15 protein-coding genes are annotated in these 15,102 nt (G+C 62.1%); 7 read left to right on the top strand and 8 right to left on the bottom strand.

What is annotated here, in order from left to right; translation table 11 throughout:
* The first annotated feature begins 98 nt into the window (after window positions 1–98).
* From JQ633_RS01380 to JQ633_RS01360, 5 genes are all read left to right on the top strand, one after another.
* Window positions 99–296 (top strand): hypothetical protein, encoded by a 198-nt coding sequence (locus JQ633_RS01380; protein ID WP_249158681.1) that lies wholly within the window; start codon window positions 99–101, stop codon window positions 294–296.
* 222 nt (window positions 297–518) lie between these two features.
* Window positions 519–752, top strand: a complete 234-nt coding sequence (locus tag JQ633_RS01375) for a hypothetical protein (protein ID WP_211981555.1) — start codon at window positions 519–521, stop codon at window positions 750–752.
* A gap of 605 nt (window positions 753–1,357) precedes the next feature.
* Window positions 1,358–1,678: a hypothetical protein gene (locus JQ633_RS01370; protein ID WP_211981553.1), complete on the top strand. Its 321-nt coding sequence runs from the start codon at window positions 1,358–1,360 to the stop codon at window positions 1,676–1,678.
* 13 nt (window positions 1,679–1,691) lie between these two features.
* The gene (locus tag JQ633_RS01365; RefSeq protein ID WP_211981551.1) at window positions 1,692–2,321 is read left to right on the top strand and encodes a hypothetical protein; all 630 of its coding nucleotides are present in this window, start codon (window positions 1,692–1,694) and stop codon (window positions 2,319–2,321) included.
* Window positions 2,322–2,517: 196 nt separating this feature from the next.
* Window positions 2,518–2,766, top strand: coding sequence for a hypothetical protein (locus tag JQ633_RS01360; RefSeq protein ID WP_211981549.1), 249 nt, complete (start codon window positions 2,518–2,520; stop codon window positions 2,764–2,766).
* A gap of 178 nt (window positions 2,767–2,944) precedes the next feature.
* Here the strand turns inward: JQ633_RS01360 and JQ633_RS01355 are convergent, their stop codons facing one another.
* Together JQ633_RS01355 and JQ633_RS01350 are read right to left on the bottom strand one after the other, a co-directional pair.
* Window positions 2,945–3,337 (bottom strand): PRC-barrel domain-containing protein, encoded by a 393-nt coding sequence (locus JQ633_RS01355; protein ID WP_211981547.1) that lies wholly within the window; start codon window positions 3,335–3,337, stop codon window positions 2,945–2,947.
* A gap of 1,070 nt (window positions 3,338–4,407) precedes the next feature.
* A complete protein-coding gene (locus JQ633_RS01350; protein ID WP_211981545.1) occupies window positions 4,408–4,632 on the bottom strand; it encodes a hypothetical protein in 225 nt (74 codons plus the stop codon).
* Window positions 4,633–5,044: 412 nt separating this feature from the next.
* On the opposite strand from JQ633_RS01350, the gene JQ633_RS01345 reads away from it, so the two are divergent.
* Window positions 5,045–6,835, top strand: a complete 1,791-nt coding sequence (locus tag JQ633_RS01345; protein WP_211981538.1) for a thiamine pyrophosphate-requiring protein — start codon at window positions 5,045–5,047, stop codon at window positions 6,833–6,835.
* Between the two features lie 755 nt (window positions 6,836–7,590).
* Here JQ633_RS01345 and JQ633_RS35490 read toward each other — a convergent pair.
* From JQ633_RS35490 to JQ633_RS01315, 6 genes are read right to left on the bottom strand one after another with little or no spacing between them, the layout of a single operon-like run.
* Window positions 7,591–8,679, bottom strand: coding sequence for a hypothetical protein (locus tag JQ633_RS35490; protein ID WP_211981536.1), 1,089 nt, complete (start codon window positions 8,677–8,679; stop codon window positions 7,591–7,593).
* A complete protein-coding gene (locus tag JQ633_RS01335; protein ID WP_211981534.1) occupies window positions 8,679–9,206 on the bottom strand; it encodes a c-type cytochrome in 528 nt (175 codons plus the stop codon). The genes JQ633_RS35490 and JQ633_RS01335 overlap by 1 nt, the downstream gene beginning before the upstream one ends.
* The gene (locus JQ633_RS01330; RefSeq protein ID WP_211981533.1) at window positions 9,203–9,733 is read right to left on the bottom strand and encodes a DUF3341 domain-containing protein; all 531 of its coding nucleotides are present in this window, start codon (window positions 9,731–9,733) and stop codon (window positions 9,203–9,205) included. Before JQ633_RS01330 ends, JQ633_RS01335 begins: the two co-directional genes overlap by 4 nt.
* Window positions 9,726–11,081, bottom strand: coding sequence for an NrfD/PsrC family molybdoenzyme membrane anchor subunit (gene nrfD / locus JQ633_RS01325; protein WP_211981532.1), 1,356 nt, complete (start codon window positions 11,079–11,081; stop codon window positions 9,726–9,728). Before nrfD ends, JQ633_RS01330 begins: the two co-directional genes overlap by 8 nt.
* A complete protein-coding gene (locus tag JQ633_RS01320) occupies window positions 11,078–13,963 on the bottom strand; it encodes a TAT-variant-translocated molybdopterin oxidoreductase (protein ID WP_283812729.1) in 2,886 nt (961 codons plus the stop codon). The genes nrfD and JQ633_RS01320 overlap by 4 nt, the downstream gene beginning before the upstream one ends.
* Window positions 13,960–14,616, bottom strand: coding sequence for a cytochrome c3 family protein (locus tag JQ633_RS01315; protein WP_211981530.1), 657 nt, complete (start codon window positions 14,614–14,616; stop codon window positions 13,960–13,962). Before JQ633_RS01315 ends, JQ633_RS01320 begins: the two co-directional genes overlap by 4 nt.
* 116 nt (window positions 14,617–14,732) lie before the next feature.
* On the opposite strand from JQ633_RS01315, the gene JQ633_RS01310 reads away from it, so the two are divergent.
* Window positions 14,733–15,086, top strand: a complete 354-nt coding sequence (locus tag JQ633_RS01310) for a hypothetical protein (RefSeq protein ID WP_211981529.1) — start codon at window positions 14,733–14,735, stop codon at window positions 15,084–15,086.
* Window positions 15,087–15,102 lie beyond the last annotated feature (16 nt).

Genomic DNA, 15,102 nt, shown 5'->3' with positions numbered 1-15,102 from the left:
CCGGCCCGACATTCGGGTGAGGAACCAGCACTATCCTTGTCGTTTGTCCTGGTAAGGTGGCACTCGGGATGCAAGTGACGATGCACAGAGACGCGATCATGGACGAATTGAGGAGGATCGAACTTGACGTGGTTGAAGGCGAAAAGCAGCTCGCTGAGTATGAAGGCCTGCTGGTTGAGTTGAGGCGAACGAGCGAGGATACGCGCCGCTTTGAAACGACGCTGGAGGTTTTGCAAGAGCACCAATCCTATCGGGAGCGGAGGCGCCAGCAACTGCTTTCAATGCTGCAGCCCTGATCGGCTTTTGCGCCTCTCTAGCAAGGGCCTTAGAGAGCTGCCCAGCGAGCCAGAAGACCTTGCCGGAACGGCTCGCGCCGTCTTTCCCGTACCAACGGCTCTTATGGTGCTGGCCGCTATTGGACGAAAGCACTCGAGCCGTCTCGCCTCGGTTTCGATTTAGGAACCTTTGCCATGTTTTCCCGTTTGCTCCCCTCTGTTTGATAGCTTGTGGAGGAGAACATGAAAGCTAAAGCAATCCTTGCAGTCTCGCTTCTTGCCGCCTTTGCCGCGCCCGCTTTCGCGGCCGATGAATATTACGTCGTGCAGGACGCCAAGACGAAGACCTGCACGATCGTCGACAAGAAGCCCGTCGACACGACGACCACCGTGGTCAGCCCGTCGGGCACTGTCTACAAGACTCGGTCTGAAGCCGAGACGGGCATGAAGACCATCAAGGTTTGTTCGTCCAACTAGCGGTGGCAAGCATGCCTGTTATCATCCTGTGGGCCGTTCCGGCCATCGTCATCTTGGGCGGCGGCATTTATCTGATCGGCCATATGCACTGAAGCCAAATTCCGATGCACGAGTTGTCGGCTTGGAGCGAGCCGGCAACTCCATCCTGCAGCGCGGGCACTGAGGTCCCCACTGTCGAAAAAAGGGGGCGAGGCGATGCGAAAGCAATTGCAAGCAGGACGAGAGTTTGGCTTTTGGTTTAGAATATTGCTTGGGCTCACGCCGTTCTTAATCGTAGTAATTCTGCTGATATTCATGGATCACTGAAATCCCAGCGCAATGGAGATGGCGCGACTCAGAGATAGCTCATCGGTTGCCTGGGACGCCTTGGTAACCAAGATCGAGCACTCGGCGACGCCGATCATTCGCCCAAGATTTGCCCATCGCGTCTGGCGTCAGTTACCGCGCCATGCCTTCCAATGACAGTCAGCGCTTTGGAAGCCCGCCGTCGATAACATGCGTTAAGCGTCATCCGCCTTCGGCGATCAAGCAAAGCCAAGCCAAGCAGCAACCAATTGAGGTCGCAATCATTTGTCCTCGGATCACCTGATGAGAGGACAAACACAATGGTACGAGCATTTGCCTTCATATCCGTTGCGGCTTTGCTGACCGCTGGCTCGGTCTCGGCGCAATCTCTACCGGCGGAAAATGGCCCGAGCAACAAAGCCGTCAATAGTTCGAGCGACAACAATTCGAACGCGCCGGTCGCCGGCCGAAACAGTTTCACCGAAGGGCAGGCAAAGACCCGGATAGAGGCTGCCGGCTATTCCGCAGTTTCTGATCTCAAGAAGGACGATAATGGAGTTTGGAGAGGAAAGGCGACGAAGGGAAGCAGGCAGACCGAAGTCAGCGTGGACTTCCAGGGCAACGTGAACGCAGCAAACTAGGAGGAAGGCCAGCATGGCTACAACAATTTCTCGTCTTTACGACAACTACGCCGACGCAGAGCGTGCCGTCGGGCAACTGGAGCAGAGCGGCGTTCCCCACTCCGATATCAGCATCGTCGCCAACAATGGCGAGGGTTGGTACGGCGGTGGCGGCAAGGTGGATCGGGATCGCGACGGCGTTGATGATCGCGCAGAAGGCGCAGGTGCAGGCGCTGGCATCGGTGCCGCGTTGGGCGGGGCCGCGGGTCTGCTCGCCGGTTTGGGCCTGCTCGCCATCCCCGGCCTCGGCCCTGTTGTTGCGGCGGGATGGCTGGTCTCGACGGCCACAGTCGCGGCCGCCGGCGCCGCAACGGGCGGAATCATCGGCGCACTGACGCAGTCAGGCGTTCCTGAAGAGGAAGCATCGCATTACGCTGAGGGTGTCCGTCGTGGCGGAACGCTCGTTTGCGCCCGCGTCAACGAGCAGGATCGCAGGCGTGTCGAGGCCGCACTCGATCGGTCATCGGTCGACATGACCAAGCGCGCGACGGCATGGCAGCAATCAGGTTGGAAGGGCTTCAATCCCGACGCTCAACCTCTTAGCAGCGACGAGATACGGCGGGAGCGGCAGCTCTACGGTGAAGCAGCGGGAATGAGACGCTAATCGCGTCCAGCCCGCTTTCGCCTGCGAGGGCCTCGGCGCTTAACTCCTCAGGCGTCCGGGGCCTTCGCCAGTTTCAACCCCACGCGACGCACGCTGCGACAAGTTGGTCTTGATCCAGGCACCCGCGTCGCTGGTGCATTAGGAACGAGCAACGTCGCGGCCCGTTGAAGTCGTCACTTAACGGGAGGAAATTGCAATGAGGATTGCAAAGATTGCGTTGGCTGCGACCTTCGTCTTTGGATCTGTCGTCGCTGCGTCCGCACAGGGAGGCGGCGGAGGCGGCGGTGGAGGCGGTGGTGGTGGTGGCAACTCGCCGGCAGCTACGACCGGACAAGGCGCATCCAGCAGCCCGACCGCCGCAAACCCCGGCGCGACGCAGAATGACCCGAAACTCAAGGGCACCGACGAGAAGATGAAGGGCTCCAATACCAAGCCGAAGCATTAGTAGCCTGCCGTTTGGGCGGGCCGCCCCTGAGAGCTGGGCGGCTCGGCACGCCGATCGCATACCACGCCGTCCGCGGCGATCAGCAGCGGACGGCGTTGTGTCGACCACTTTCAATCCTTGCGCGAACTGCACGGCCCAAGAAGGCATCGGCGTCACCCCAAGGGCCGTGCCTAGTCACTTACTTCTTTTCCGGCACCCAGGTTGTGCTTGCGCGATCATACTTGTAGCCAGCTGCGTTCTTCAGGTCGTCCTTGGTTTCATCCAGAGTAAGCCACCACTTGTCGTTCTTCTTCGCAGTCTTGATCGACGCGAAAGGTACAATCACATCCTTCTCGCCAACGCCGAGGAAGCCGCCCACGCCGACCACCAAACCAGTGATCTTGCCGGACCTGTCGACCAGGACGTCGTCGATATCGCCGATCTTGCTCTCCTTCGGATCGTATACGGACTGCTTGTAGTAATTGGTGATTGTCCAACTGTCCGCCGGAGCTGTCTTCAACACCGTTGTCGCTGCATAACTGCCGGTCACCGTCGCCACCGCCAGCAAACAACCGATCGCAAAATTTCTCATATCCGTCCTCCTCAGCGCTATCTGCGCGCCTGTAGAACAGGAAAAAGTGGCACATGTTCCAAAGTTTGGAACAACGCGGCGCCGCTTTTCAGATGCCGCCCATTAATCGAGGGGATGTCGTTGCACGCTCACGTCTCCCACGGACCCTTCCCTCGCCCATCCTCGGCCGATGGAGATGGAATGCTCGCGGGTACCCGTTGACCACGCCGACCGCATAAGCCTCCCGCTCGGCACACTGTCACGGCGGTGAGATGGTCGATGCGCGGGATCGATTCGCGCATATGGCGCGTGTGGATGATGGAAGTCTAGTACCGCGCGTCGCCGCTTACAGGTGCCGTCGCCGGCCGTGCCGCCAAATTCCGCCGATGGAAGCCGATTGCTCCAATGTCAGCGCGGATCCGGTCACTTACGGAACGTACTGTGCGCTTCTTGCGCCACGCCCCCCTTTCCGTTTCGGGAATGGAAGAGCCTCGCGACACGATCAAAAGACCATTTCTCTCGTTTAGATAAACGTCGTACATCGCCGGCATTCTAACCGGACCCTCTGGCGATGTGGTGATGGTTGCGCAACAGTCCTGCGAGAATGCCAAATATCTCCCTATCCTATCCGCCTGTTCATATCTGGTCGTTCGCGCGTAAGCTTTTTCACGGCCACTTGAGCCACGGCCTTGAGCGCTCCAAGCGTCGTCTCCCCGCACTGCGCAGCGCGCAGCAGCCGAACAGCCACGAACTTGCGGCTTTCGTGATTTCCACCATTGTTTGGAAGTCCGCGACAGACGTCGTCGAGTACGACGTCCAGATTTGCCGCGGTTCGGTCGGTGAGCTTCGTCATTAGATGACCATTTATAAAATCTGACTATAACCCGCCGGACGTAACCCGACGCTGATGGAACCTAGTCCCATCCGCTCCCGGCCGCGCTAACATGTGGTAAGCCTTCGGCAAAGTCCGATGTTTTCCCCGCTATCCCGGATGCGGCGACTGCCTTCCCGGCGAGCCGGCGATCTATCGACAAAATCGACAGCGTGGCGGCGCCGCGCCTTCCTGGATAGCGTCACGGACTTGATCCAGTCTACGGCGAGATCGTGATATGGATCAGCAAATCCGGGACCCGCCTTTCGCGTGTGAGGCGATTTCCCTGAATGCGAGTACCGTGCCAGGCAGCGCCGATCAGCGCTGCAATCTCCTTTTGCAGGGGAACGAAGGCAGGATCGGAAAAGTGGATGCGCATGCGTTGGTCGAACGTGGCGCGATCGAGCTTCCCCGCAGGCATTCCTTTGTGAATGTTCGCGGGCAAGCTGGTTCCTCCGTCGAAGTCAATGCAATGTTGAACTACCCGTTCCAGCCGCGCGCACGACACGTGCGATTCCATTAGGGCGGAAGAGCCTCCACAGGCACCAGGTAGGAACAAGCCGGACCAACCCCAGTTAGGCCAAATGCTTACGTGGATTTCTCATTTCGGCAACACGGCCATGCTTGGCATCCTCGGCCACGAATTCGCCGACGACAAGAACGCTTCGCCTCGCTTCCGAAGATCCCTCGCTTCGACGGCGGCGTGATGGGCAAAGTTGCTATCATCGTTTTTGCAGTTGGGATCACACTGCTGATCGGGATTTCGGCCTGGGTGATCTCGTTATAAGGCGGTCGCTTTGGAACGGCAGCCCGCCCCTGCTGTTCAAGGATCAGCTTCGACAATCGGGATACGCGCCATGTCCAGGACCGTTGGTGATTTCGTGGTTCAGCGCCTTCAAGATTGGGGCGTGAGACACCTTTTCGGCTACCCCGGCGATGGCATCAACGGCGTCTTCGGCGCGTTTAATCGCGCCGGCGACAAGATTGAGTTCATCCAAGCGCGTCATGAGGAGATGGCGGCGTTCATGGCCTGTGCCTATGCAAAGTTCTCCGGCCGTCTGGGCGTTTGCATTGCGACATCAGGTCCCGGCGCCTCTCATTTGATTACGGGCCTTTATGACGCCTTGCTCGATCATCAGCCGGTTCTTGCGATTGTCGGGCAGCAGGCCCGCAACGCGCTTGGTGGACACTATCAACAGGAACTCGACCTGGTCTCAATGTTCAAGGATGTCGCCTGCGCCTATGTCGCGCAGGCCTCCGCACCCGCTCAGGTCCGCCACCTGATCGACCGCGCCGCGCGCATCGCGCTCGCCCGGCGGACCGTGACCGCACTGATCCTGCCGAATGATCTTCAGGAAGAGGATTACGAGGATCCGCCCCGGGCGCATGGGACGCTGCGGTCCGGCGTGGGATTCGCAGCGCCCAGAATCGTTCCAGCGGAGACCGAGCTCGACCGGGCCGCCGAAGTCCTCAACGCCGGCAAGAAGGTCGCGATGCTCGTCGGCGCCGGCGCTCTCGGCGCGACCGAAGAGGTCATCTCCGTGGCCGACCGGCTGGCGGCCGGGTGCGCCAAGGCGCTGCTCGGAAAGGCTGTCGTGCCCGATGACCTTCCGTGGGTGACGGGCTCGATCGGCCTGCTCGGTACCGAGCCGAGCTACGACCTGATGATGGAGTGCGACACGCTCCTGATGATCGGCTCGGCATTTCCCTACTCCGAATTTTTTCCGAGAGAAGGCCAAGCTCGCGGCGTCCAGATCGACATCGACGCCAGCATGCTCTCGATTCGCTTTCCAATGGAGGTTGGTCTCGTCGGCGACGCCGCCGAGACCCTCCGTGCCCTGCTGCCGCGTCTGAAGCAGAAGAGCGATAAGGCTTGGCGGAAGACGATCGAGGACAGTGTCAAGGCATGGTGGACGACGCTGGAAGACCGCGCGCGTCAGCCAGCCGAGCCGGTCAATCCGCAACGCGTGACATGGGAACTGTCGCCGCGGATTCCCGATCGCGCCATCATCACCAGCGACTCCGGCTCCTGCGCCAACTGGTTTGCCCGCGACCTCAAAATGCGTCCTGGCCTCAGCGCCTCGCTGTCGGGCGGTCTGGCCTCGATGGGCGCCGCGGTTCCCTACGCGATTGCCGCCAAGTATGCCGCACCCGATCGCCCGGTCATTGCGTTGGTTGGCGATGGCGCGATGCAGATGAACAACATGGCCGAGCTGATCACTGTCGCAAAATACTGGCGCGACTGGCGCGACCATCGCTGGATCGTCTGCGTATTCAACAATGAAGACCTCAACCAGGTGACGTGGGAACAGCGCATCATCAATGCCGATCCCAAATTCGAGGCGTCGCAGCGCATTCCGAACGTCTCCTATTCGCGGTTCGCCGACATGATCGGGCTGCGGGGGATCTATGTCGACGACCCTGCGCAACTCGGCACAGCCTGGGAGCAGGCGCTCGCCAGCGACGTTCCAGTGGTGCTGGAGGTCAAGACCGACCCAGAAGTGCCACCGCTGCCGCCGCATATCACGCTTGAGCAGGCCAAGAATTTTTTGATCGCGCTCGCCAAGGGCGACCCGAACGAAGTCGGCGTCATCCGTGGCGCAGCCCGGCAGATTCTGGAGACCGTGCTGCCCGGCAAGGAGAAGTGAAGGCCAGGAATCGATGCATCGGCAATTGCTGCTTGCCGTCTGGTTCGCGTGCGCCGCGCTGGCGCCTGCGCGTGCCGAGTTGACCCGGTCCGATATCGGCGCGGTCGAGGCCTCACCTGCGCGTGGTGCCGGCTTACCACGGTCGATCCGCCTGCGGGATGAAAGCGGCACGGCGCGGCCTCTCGAGCAATGGCTCGACGACAAATCGAGCGTTTGGGTCCTGGCAGACTTCACCTGTGACACGCTATGCGGCCCCGTGGTCAGCGCCGTCGCGGACGCGCTCCGGCAGTCCGGACTACAGCCGGGAGCGGACTTCCATTTGAACGTGCTGAGCTTCGACCCACAGGATACGCTGGAAAACGCAAAAGAGCTGAAGCAGGCGCAAGTCGGACCAGACCCGCTCGGCGACAATACGCACGTCCTGCGCGGAGATGCCGGCGATATCGCGTCGTTGACCAAAGCCTTCGGCTTCGATGCGGTCTACGATCGCGATCGAGGCCGCTATGCGCATCCCGCCGCCGCTTTCGTAGTAACGCCGGACGGCCGCATCGCGCGCTCCCTGCCCGGCCTCGGGCTTGACCCTGCCAATCTACGGCTCGCGCTGATCGAGGCCAGTCAAGGCCGTATCGGCCGATGGATCGATCATGTCTCGCTGATGTGCTACGGCTTCGATCCCGCAAGCGGTCTTTACACCCTCGCCGTCAGCCAGCTGCTGAAAGCGACCGGCCTCGCAACGTTGAGCGGCCTCGCTCTGCTCATTGTGGTTCTGCTCCGGCGCGAACGCCGCTCGACGGCCAGAAGCCGAACAACCCGCTATGGCGGAGCGCCGACACTACGCGCCACACCAACAGGCTCACAAGGACGACCAGCGCGACCACCAGCATAATGCCGGACAGCCACCCGCGAAGACCGTCAATGGCCGGGAAGACCAGGATCGCGGACTCACAGATCCGCATCGAGACTGTGAGCGCGCACAAGCCGAGCAACCAGCGCCGATCGGCACGGACGCGGCGGCTCAGTAGCGCGAAGAACGGAAACACGAACTGGCCCAGTGCCAGGAGCGTCAGGGCGAATTGCCATCCGTCCGACGAACGATCAATGTACCAGGCCGCCTCGTCCGGGACATTTCCCGACCAGATCACGATGTACTGCATCGCGTGAAGATAGGCCCAGAACAGGATCGCCGACAGCAGCAGCGCGCTGTAGCCCCTGGGCTTCCGGATCCGTCGCAACAGCAGTCCAAGTCCGACCGCGCTGGCGACGCCATCCAGCAGCAGCATACCGAGATACAGCAGGCCATAGATCGAGGAATGGAAGCGCGGCTCCAGGGCTTCCATCCAGTCCATACCCGCAAGCGACACAGAGATCGCGTAGACGATCAGTCCACCGGACGCCGCTTTCGCCATGCGCTCAGGATCAGGCCAAGCTCTCTGCAGCCTGAGGGCAAGCCAGGTCCAGATGACGAAATAGACCACCGTGCGCGCTGCCACGAACCGCGGCGCGAGGTACACGGCCTTGAAGGCCGGTAGCGCCTCGTGATGTCCAGCCGCAGGATAGAGCGTGGCGAGGTTGAGCAAGACCGGCAGGAACAGCAGGCCGATGACCGGAATAGTGGCGCAGATGGCCGTCATTGCGGGATACAGTTCATCCGTCCATGCCCGCCGCACCAGATAACTCGTCATGAGCACGCCCAGCGTTCCGATCGGAATGGCGCCGACCGCAATCCAGGCCACGAGATAGGCCGCGGCGGTCGAGCGATGGTCGGCGAGCGCGCCGCCAACTAGCAGGACGACCGCGCCGGACGCTGCGATCATCAATCGGCGATTGGGCAAGTCGTGGCCCATCACCGTTGCTCCAAAAGCTTGCCGCGCTCATCGGCTGGCACGTCGTCGATCGAACCATGACGGCTGAGCTGCAGCGCACGGATATAGGCGACGATCGCCCAGCGATCCCGCGGCGACACCCGCGCGCCGTAGGAAAACATCGCGCCATAGCCATTGGTGATGACATCGAAGAAGTGCTGGTCTTCCTCGTTCCGCAGCCGCTCGGCATGGTAGCTGGTCGGCGACGGCATGCCGCGCTCGACCACGAAGCCGTTGCCGTCGCCATTGGCGCCATGACACGGCGAGCAGAAGATATCGAAACGCTGCTGACCACGCTCCAGCAAAGCCGCGTTCAAGGGAGGCTTGTTACGCACCGCGGCCTGCTCAGCCAACGCGTTGCGATCCACCACGCCCGCCGGCGCCTTGCGCAGTACGCTGCCGCGAAACAGCGGCGCGCGGCCATATTCGCTGTAGCGAGGTTGCACGTCCATGTTCTGGTCGCATCCCGCGAGCAGCAAGGCCAATGCAAGAAGCCATGCCCGTGTCATGACGGTACGAGCTCTATCGACAACGCGCCCGCGTCCTGCAGGAAGACGGCCGTTCTGTCCGCATCGAACGCTGCGTCATCAGCGAGGACGCACAGGAAGAACCGATCCTTGCTGGCGCGCTCGATGTGGCGGGCGCCGAACACCGGATGATTGAGCCGCGGCAGGCCGTTCTGCCAGAGCATCGCCATAATCATCGCGAGCGCCGACACCAGGATCGTCAGCTCGAATACGACGACGGCGAACGCCGAGAGCGCGTACAGCGGCCGCCCACCGACATCGAGCGGATAATCGTAGTTTACGTAGAACTGCATGAGCAGCGCCAGCGCGGCGCCGGTCAAGCCGCCGACCAGTCCGACGACGGATATCCGGGGTGTCGGCAGGCGCAGGATCTTCGCAAGCCCCTCGATTGGAAACGGCGTGAAGGCATCGAGCTTGCGATAGCCGGCCTCGCGGGCCTTGCGTGCAGCCGCGAGCAGCGCCTCCGGATTTTCGAACTCGCCGAGCAGGCCGAATGAGCGCTTAGCCACGACGCGCCTCCTGCTCCTCGTGCAACAGCTCCTCGCTCTCGAAGATCGAGATCATGGGAATGAACCTGATGGCCAACAGGAACGGAACGAGGAACAGACCAATCGTGCCGAGATACGTCGACCAGTCCCAGAAGGTCGGAGTGAATGCCCCCCACGACGACACCACGAAGTCGCGATAGAGGCTGGTGACGAGGATCATGTACCGCTCCAGCCACATCCCGATCACGACGGAGATCGAGATCAGCAGCAGCATCCATCCGCTGCGCCGAATCGTCCGCCACCACAATCCCTGCAGCGGTACGAAATTGAAGACGATCGCTCCCCAATAAGTCCAGGCGTAGGCGCCGATGAGGCGGTCCGACAGCGTCTGCATCTCGTGCGCCCCGCCGGAGTAGAGCGCGTCGAAGACCTCGAAGAGGTATCCGTAGCCGGTCATCAGCCCGCACGCGAGCAGCACCTTGCCGAGCACATCGAGGTGATCGTCGGTGACCAGATTGCCGAGACCGAACAGGGACCGCAGCGCGATCGCGATGATCGCGACCATCGCAAAGCCCGAGAACGCCGCGCCAAGCACGAAGTAAGGCGGAAAGATCGTCGAGTGCCAGCCGGGGATCTGGCCGGCAGCGAACAGCAGCGAGACCTCGCTGTGCACGGATACCACGAGCGGCACCGCAAGGCCTGCGGTGAGCCGGTAGGCCTGCGACCAGCGCTGCCAATGCGGGGCCGAACCGCGCCAGCCTAGCGCTGTGATGCCAAAGAAGATCTGCCAGCCACGCCTCTTCGCCCGGTCGCGGGCGGCGGCAAGATCGGGTATGAGGCCGGTGTACCAGAATGCCAGCGACACCGTGAGATAGGTCAGCACCGCCCAGATGTCCCACTCCAGCGGACTGCGAAACTGCGGCCATACTCCCATCGTCGCGGGATACGGGAACATCCAGTACAGGTACCAGGGACGGCCGAGATGCAGCACCGGGTAGATGCCGGCGCAGATCACCGCAAACAGCGTCATGGTCTCGGCAAAACGATTCAGCGAATTGCGCCATTCGCTGCCGGTCAGTAACAGCAACGCCGAGATCAACGTGCCGGCATGGCCGATGCCGAGCCACCAAACATAATTGTGGATCGCGAACGCCCAGTTGACGGGGATATTGATACCCCAGATACCGACACCACGGGTGAACAACGCAGTCGTGGAGATCACGAGAAGAAGCAGCAGTCCAGATGCGACGATCATCGCGATCCACCAGCGGCGGCGCGCCGGGAAATGCAGGGGAATGCCGGTGAGCTGATCGCTGACCCGACCGAGGCTCTGATCCGGCGGCAGGATATCGGCGATGCGATCGGTCACCCCTGCCCCTCCGCCGACTTCCAGCGCGCGAGATACGTTGTGCGCGGACGCGTTCCTTGCTCTTCCAGGAGGACGTAGTGACGGCCGTCACGGCGCAGGCGAGAGACGTCGGACGCGGGATCATTGATGTCGCCGAACACGATCGCCCTGGTCGGACATGCGCTCTGGCAGGCGGTCACGATTTCGCCGTCGCGCAACGGACGGTTTTCCTTGTCGGCCGCGACATGCGCGGCCTCGATCCGTTGCGTGCAATAGGTGCACTTCTCCATCACGCCGCGCGAGCGCACCGTGACGTCGGGGTTGTGCGCAGCGTGCTCCGGCGCATCCGACGCAAGGCGATAGTCGAAGAAATTGAACCGGCGGACCTTGTACGGGCAGTAGCTCGAGCACGTCCGGGTGCCGATGCAGCGGTTATAGACCATTTGGTTGACGCCCTCGGGGCTGTGCGTTGTCGCATGGACCGGGCAACCCATCTCGCAGGGCGCCTGCTCACAATGCATGCAGGGCACCGGCTGGAAAAAGCTCCGCGGCTCCTCTACCTCGCCCGTGTAGTAGCGTGCGATGCGCAGCCAGTGCATTTCGCGGCCAACCTTAACTTCTGCACTCCCGACCACCGGCACATTGTTCTCTGCCGTGCAAGCCGCCACGCACGCGTTGCAGCCGATGCAGGAATCGAGGTCGATCACCATGCCCCAGGCGTTTGGCGCCGACGGCTTTGCCGGATAGAGGCTCGGTTGAGGCGCTTCGGCCTTTTGATGGCCGATCTCGGCGGCGGTCACCTCGCGGACGAAGTCGAACCCCTCCATGCGGTGATGCAATTGCGTGACGGCCAGCGTCTCGCTTGTGCCGAGCTTGTGTAGACTTCCCCTGGTCTGCCAGGGCTGATCGACGGGCCTCACGTCATAGGCGTTGTAGCCGAGGCCATCGCCGACACGCCCCGCTTTGCTCCGGCCGTAGCCCAGCGAGAGCGCGACGGTGTTCGCGGCCTGGCCCGGCAAGATCCACGCTGGCCCGGTAATCGAACGATCCCTGATTGTGACCTTGACGTGATCACCGTTGGCCAAACGCTTTAGTTTGGCCAACGCCGGGCTGATTGAGACCACGTTGCTCCAGGTCAACGTAGTCAGCGGTTTTGGTAGCTCCTGCAGCCAGCCATTATTGGCGAAGCTGCCGTCCCACACCGTGGGATCGGGCCGAAAGACAATGTCCAACCCGTCATCCGGGAATGGCGGTGCAACGGCGGTTGCGGCCGCTTCGATACTCGGTGCAGGACTTTTCTGCTCCGGAACATGTCCATCGCGCAGGCAACTCGTCCATTTAGTCTCGAAATCGTCGCCGAGGGTCGCGCGCCATGTGTCGCGAACCAGCGTCTCCGGCGTCGGGTCCAACTGGCCCAAGAGCAGCGCCATGACCTGATGAACGGTGCGGACGTCGTAGAACGGTGCAATGGTGGGCTGGACGATTGTGGCCGTTCCGTCGACCGACCGCGCGTCACTCCAGCTCTCCAGCGCATGCGTCAATGGCAGCTGCCATTCGCAAAGATCACCTGTCTCATCGCGATGTGTGCCGAGGTGCAGCGAGGATCTGACCTTCTGCAGAAGATCCTTGAATCCAAGCTCCCCGGGCGCGGTATAGGCCGGATTCGCCTCAATGATGACGAGCGTATCAACCGCACCGCTGCCGATATCCCTTGCCAACTCGCTCAGGGCCCCGGCATTCGCGGCACCGGGCGCAGGTTTTGCGGCCCCAATCAGGGCATTCGCGCCGAGCAACGCGTTGGTGCGTGCGACCCACGAGGCAGTTGCGTCGCTGCCGAAATGGCTGGAGGTCACAAGCGCCCGGCCGCGCGCAGATCGGCACGCATCGGCCGCACGCTCGAGCCATCGTTGTTCCGCTGGCGAAACATCCGCCGCCTCGGCACCGGCGACGCCGCATGCATGGGCGAGACCGCGCGCCATCAGCCAGACGCGCGAGGCGTCGACTGCCACGCGCGCTTCCGCCATCGCCCCGGTCGCGGACGGAACGGCTTCCGCCACGTACAGCGCAAGACCCGGCTTGTCGGCGCTACGATGCCGCGCAGCCGACCAGGCACGCGCATTGGCGACTTGCTGAGGTCCGACGCCAAGGAAATCATCGTCGAGACTAACGACGACATCGCAGTCTTCGAAGCTGGCATGCAGCTGCACCGGCTGGCCATATGCCGCCGTCGTCAAGTCAGGGCGGCGCCCGTCACCAATCGCTGCGTGCTCGTAGATGCGGGCCTTGGGAAACTCCGTGACGAGGGCTGCAATCTGGCGAGTGAGCGTCGGCGACGTCGAATGGCCGAGCAGCATTGCGAGTCCCTCACCCTCGCTTTGACTCCACCGCGCGCGGAGCAGCTCGACCTGGTGTTGAACGTCGTTCCAGGTCACCGGCTCTCCGCGGTGCGTGGGTGCTTGGGCGCGATCGGGATCATAAAGACCGAGCACCGCCGCCTGCATGAACACGTCGCTGCGCCCTTGTACCATTGGATGATCCGGGTTGCCGTCGAGCTTGGTCGGCCGCCCGGAATAGACCGTCGCGATCACCGGCTGCGCATAGCCTTCGAGGGTCACAGCCGTGGCATAGTATTTGGGAACGCCGGCGGTCGAACCTTGCGGCTGCTCGACATAGGGTAGCGCGGCGACGAACGGGCTCTTCTCGCACCCGGTCAGCCCGGCAAGTGCGAAAGATGCGCCCATCAATTTGAGGAAGGTCCGCCGCGCCGTCGGGCCCAGGGTTGCGGCGGCCGGATATTCTGCATTGACCCATGCCTCAAATGCCGGGTCACCGGACAATTCCTCGACGCTCGACCAGAGCGCAGGTCCGCGCGGAGTATTCGGCCTCGTCGCATCGCCCCTCATCTGTGGCACACATAGCAGTGCGTGAGCTGCCCGAACCGAATGCCTTCATGCGCGGTAATCTTCTCCCCGCTCGCGCTGGCGTCAGTGCCGGCCTGCCACGTCATATCGGCGATGTGATCCTTCGGCCGAAGATGCGGCACGGGATCGCGATGACAGTCGAGACAGAACTCCATCGTAAATGCCTTGGCGCGATAGGTCAGCGGCATGGCGTCTATGCGGCCGTGACAGGTCTCGCACCCCACGCCCTTCGCGATGTGAATGTCGTGGCGGAAGAACACGTAGTCTGGCAGCTTGGCTACACGCGTCCAGATGATGGGCTTGTCGTCGGCGAGGCTTTTTCTGATCGGTGCTAGCATCGTGGCATTGGTCCAGATTTGCGAATGGCAGGTCATGCAGGTCGCTGTCGGCGGTAACCCGGCCTGAGGGCTGGTCTCCGCGCCCGTATGGCAGTAGCGGCAATCAATGCCGAGCTCGCCGGCATGGTGCTTATGGCTAAACGGAACCGGCTGATGTGGACGGACATCCGTCGATGTCTCATAGGCCGAGTGCGCAAATCCGATCAGACCCACGAGACCTCCGCTCGACAGGGCAAGGCCGCCGACCATGAAGAGCCGCAGCCAGGTATCCGCCGCAGGAGTGAAAATTTGGGTCATCCGGTCGCCGGACCGCATCGGGGCACATTTTTCCCAATGCCGGCACAACGGGATCGTTCCTTATTTGGAACGTGCGCCCCACTTTCGCATTGACCTCGCGCGTTTCGGATCCCGCCATGACTGACAGCACCGATACCGGCTACGAGCGGTCCGACGTTGATCCCAAGCTAGTGGGCAGGCTGGCGCTTGGGCTTGGACTGTTCGTGGTCGCAACGCCGCTCCTCATGCCTCTCTTCTTCCCGCAGTCGATTAATCGCGGCAATCCCGTGGCGCGCCCTGCCCTCAGCTCCGAGGCGCCGCCGCTTGCGCTCGATCCGGCGAATGAGCTGCGCCGGCAACGGGAACAAGATCGCCAATTTGCCGACAGTTACGGCTGGGTCGATCGTGAGCACAATGTGGCCCGGATTCCCGTTGCCCGCGCGATGGAGCGGTTGGTGCAGACGGGATTACCGGGATGGCCCGCTCGATGACCAGCGCAGGCGCCTG

Source organism: Bradyrhizobium tropiciagri, assembly GCF_018130505.1.
In the GTDB taxonomy this organism is placed as follows: Bacteria; Pseudomonadota; Alphaproteobacteria; order Rhizobiales; family Xanthobacteraceae; genus Bradyrhizobium; species Bradyrhizobium tropiciagri_B.
Note: the sequence above shows the minus strand (reverse complement) of the source record. Positions and strands in the feature narration are given on the sequence as shown.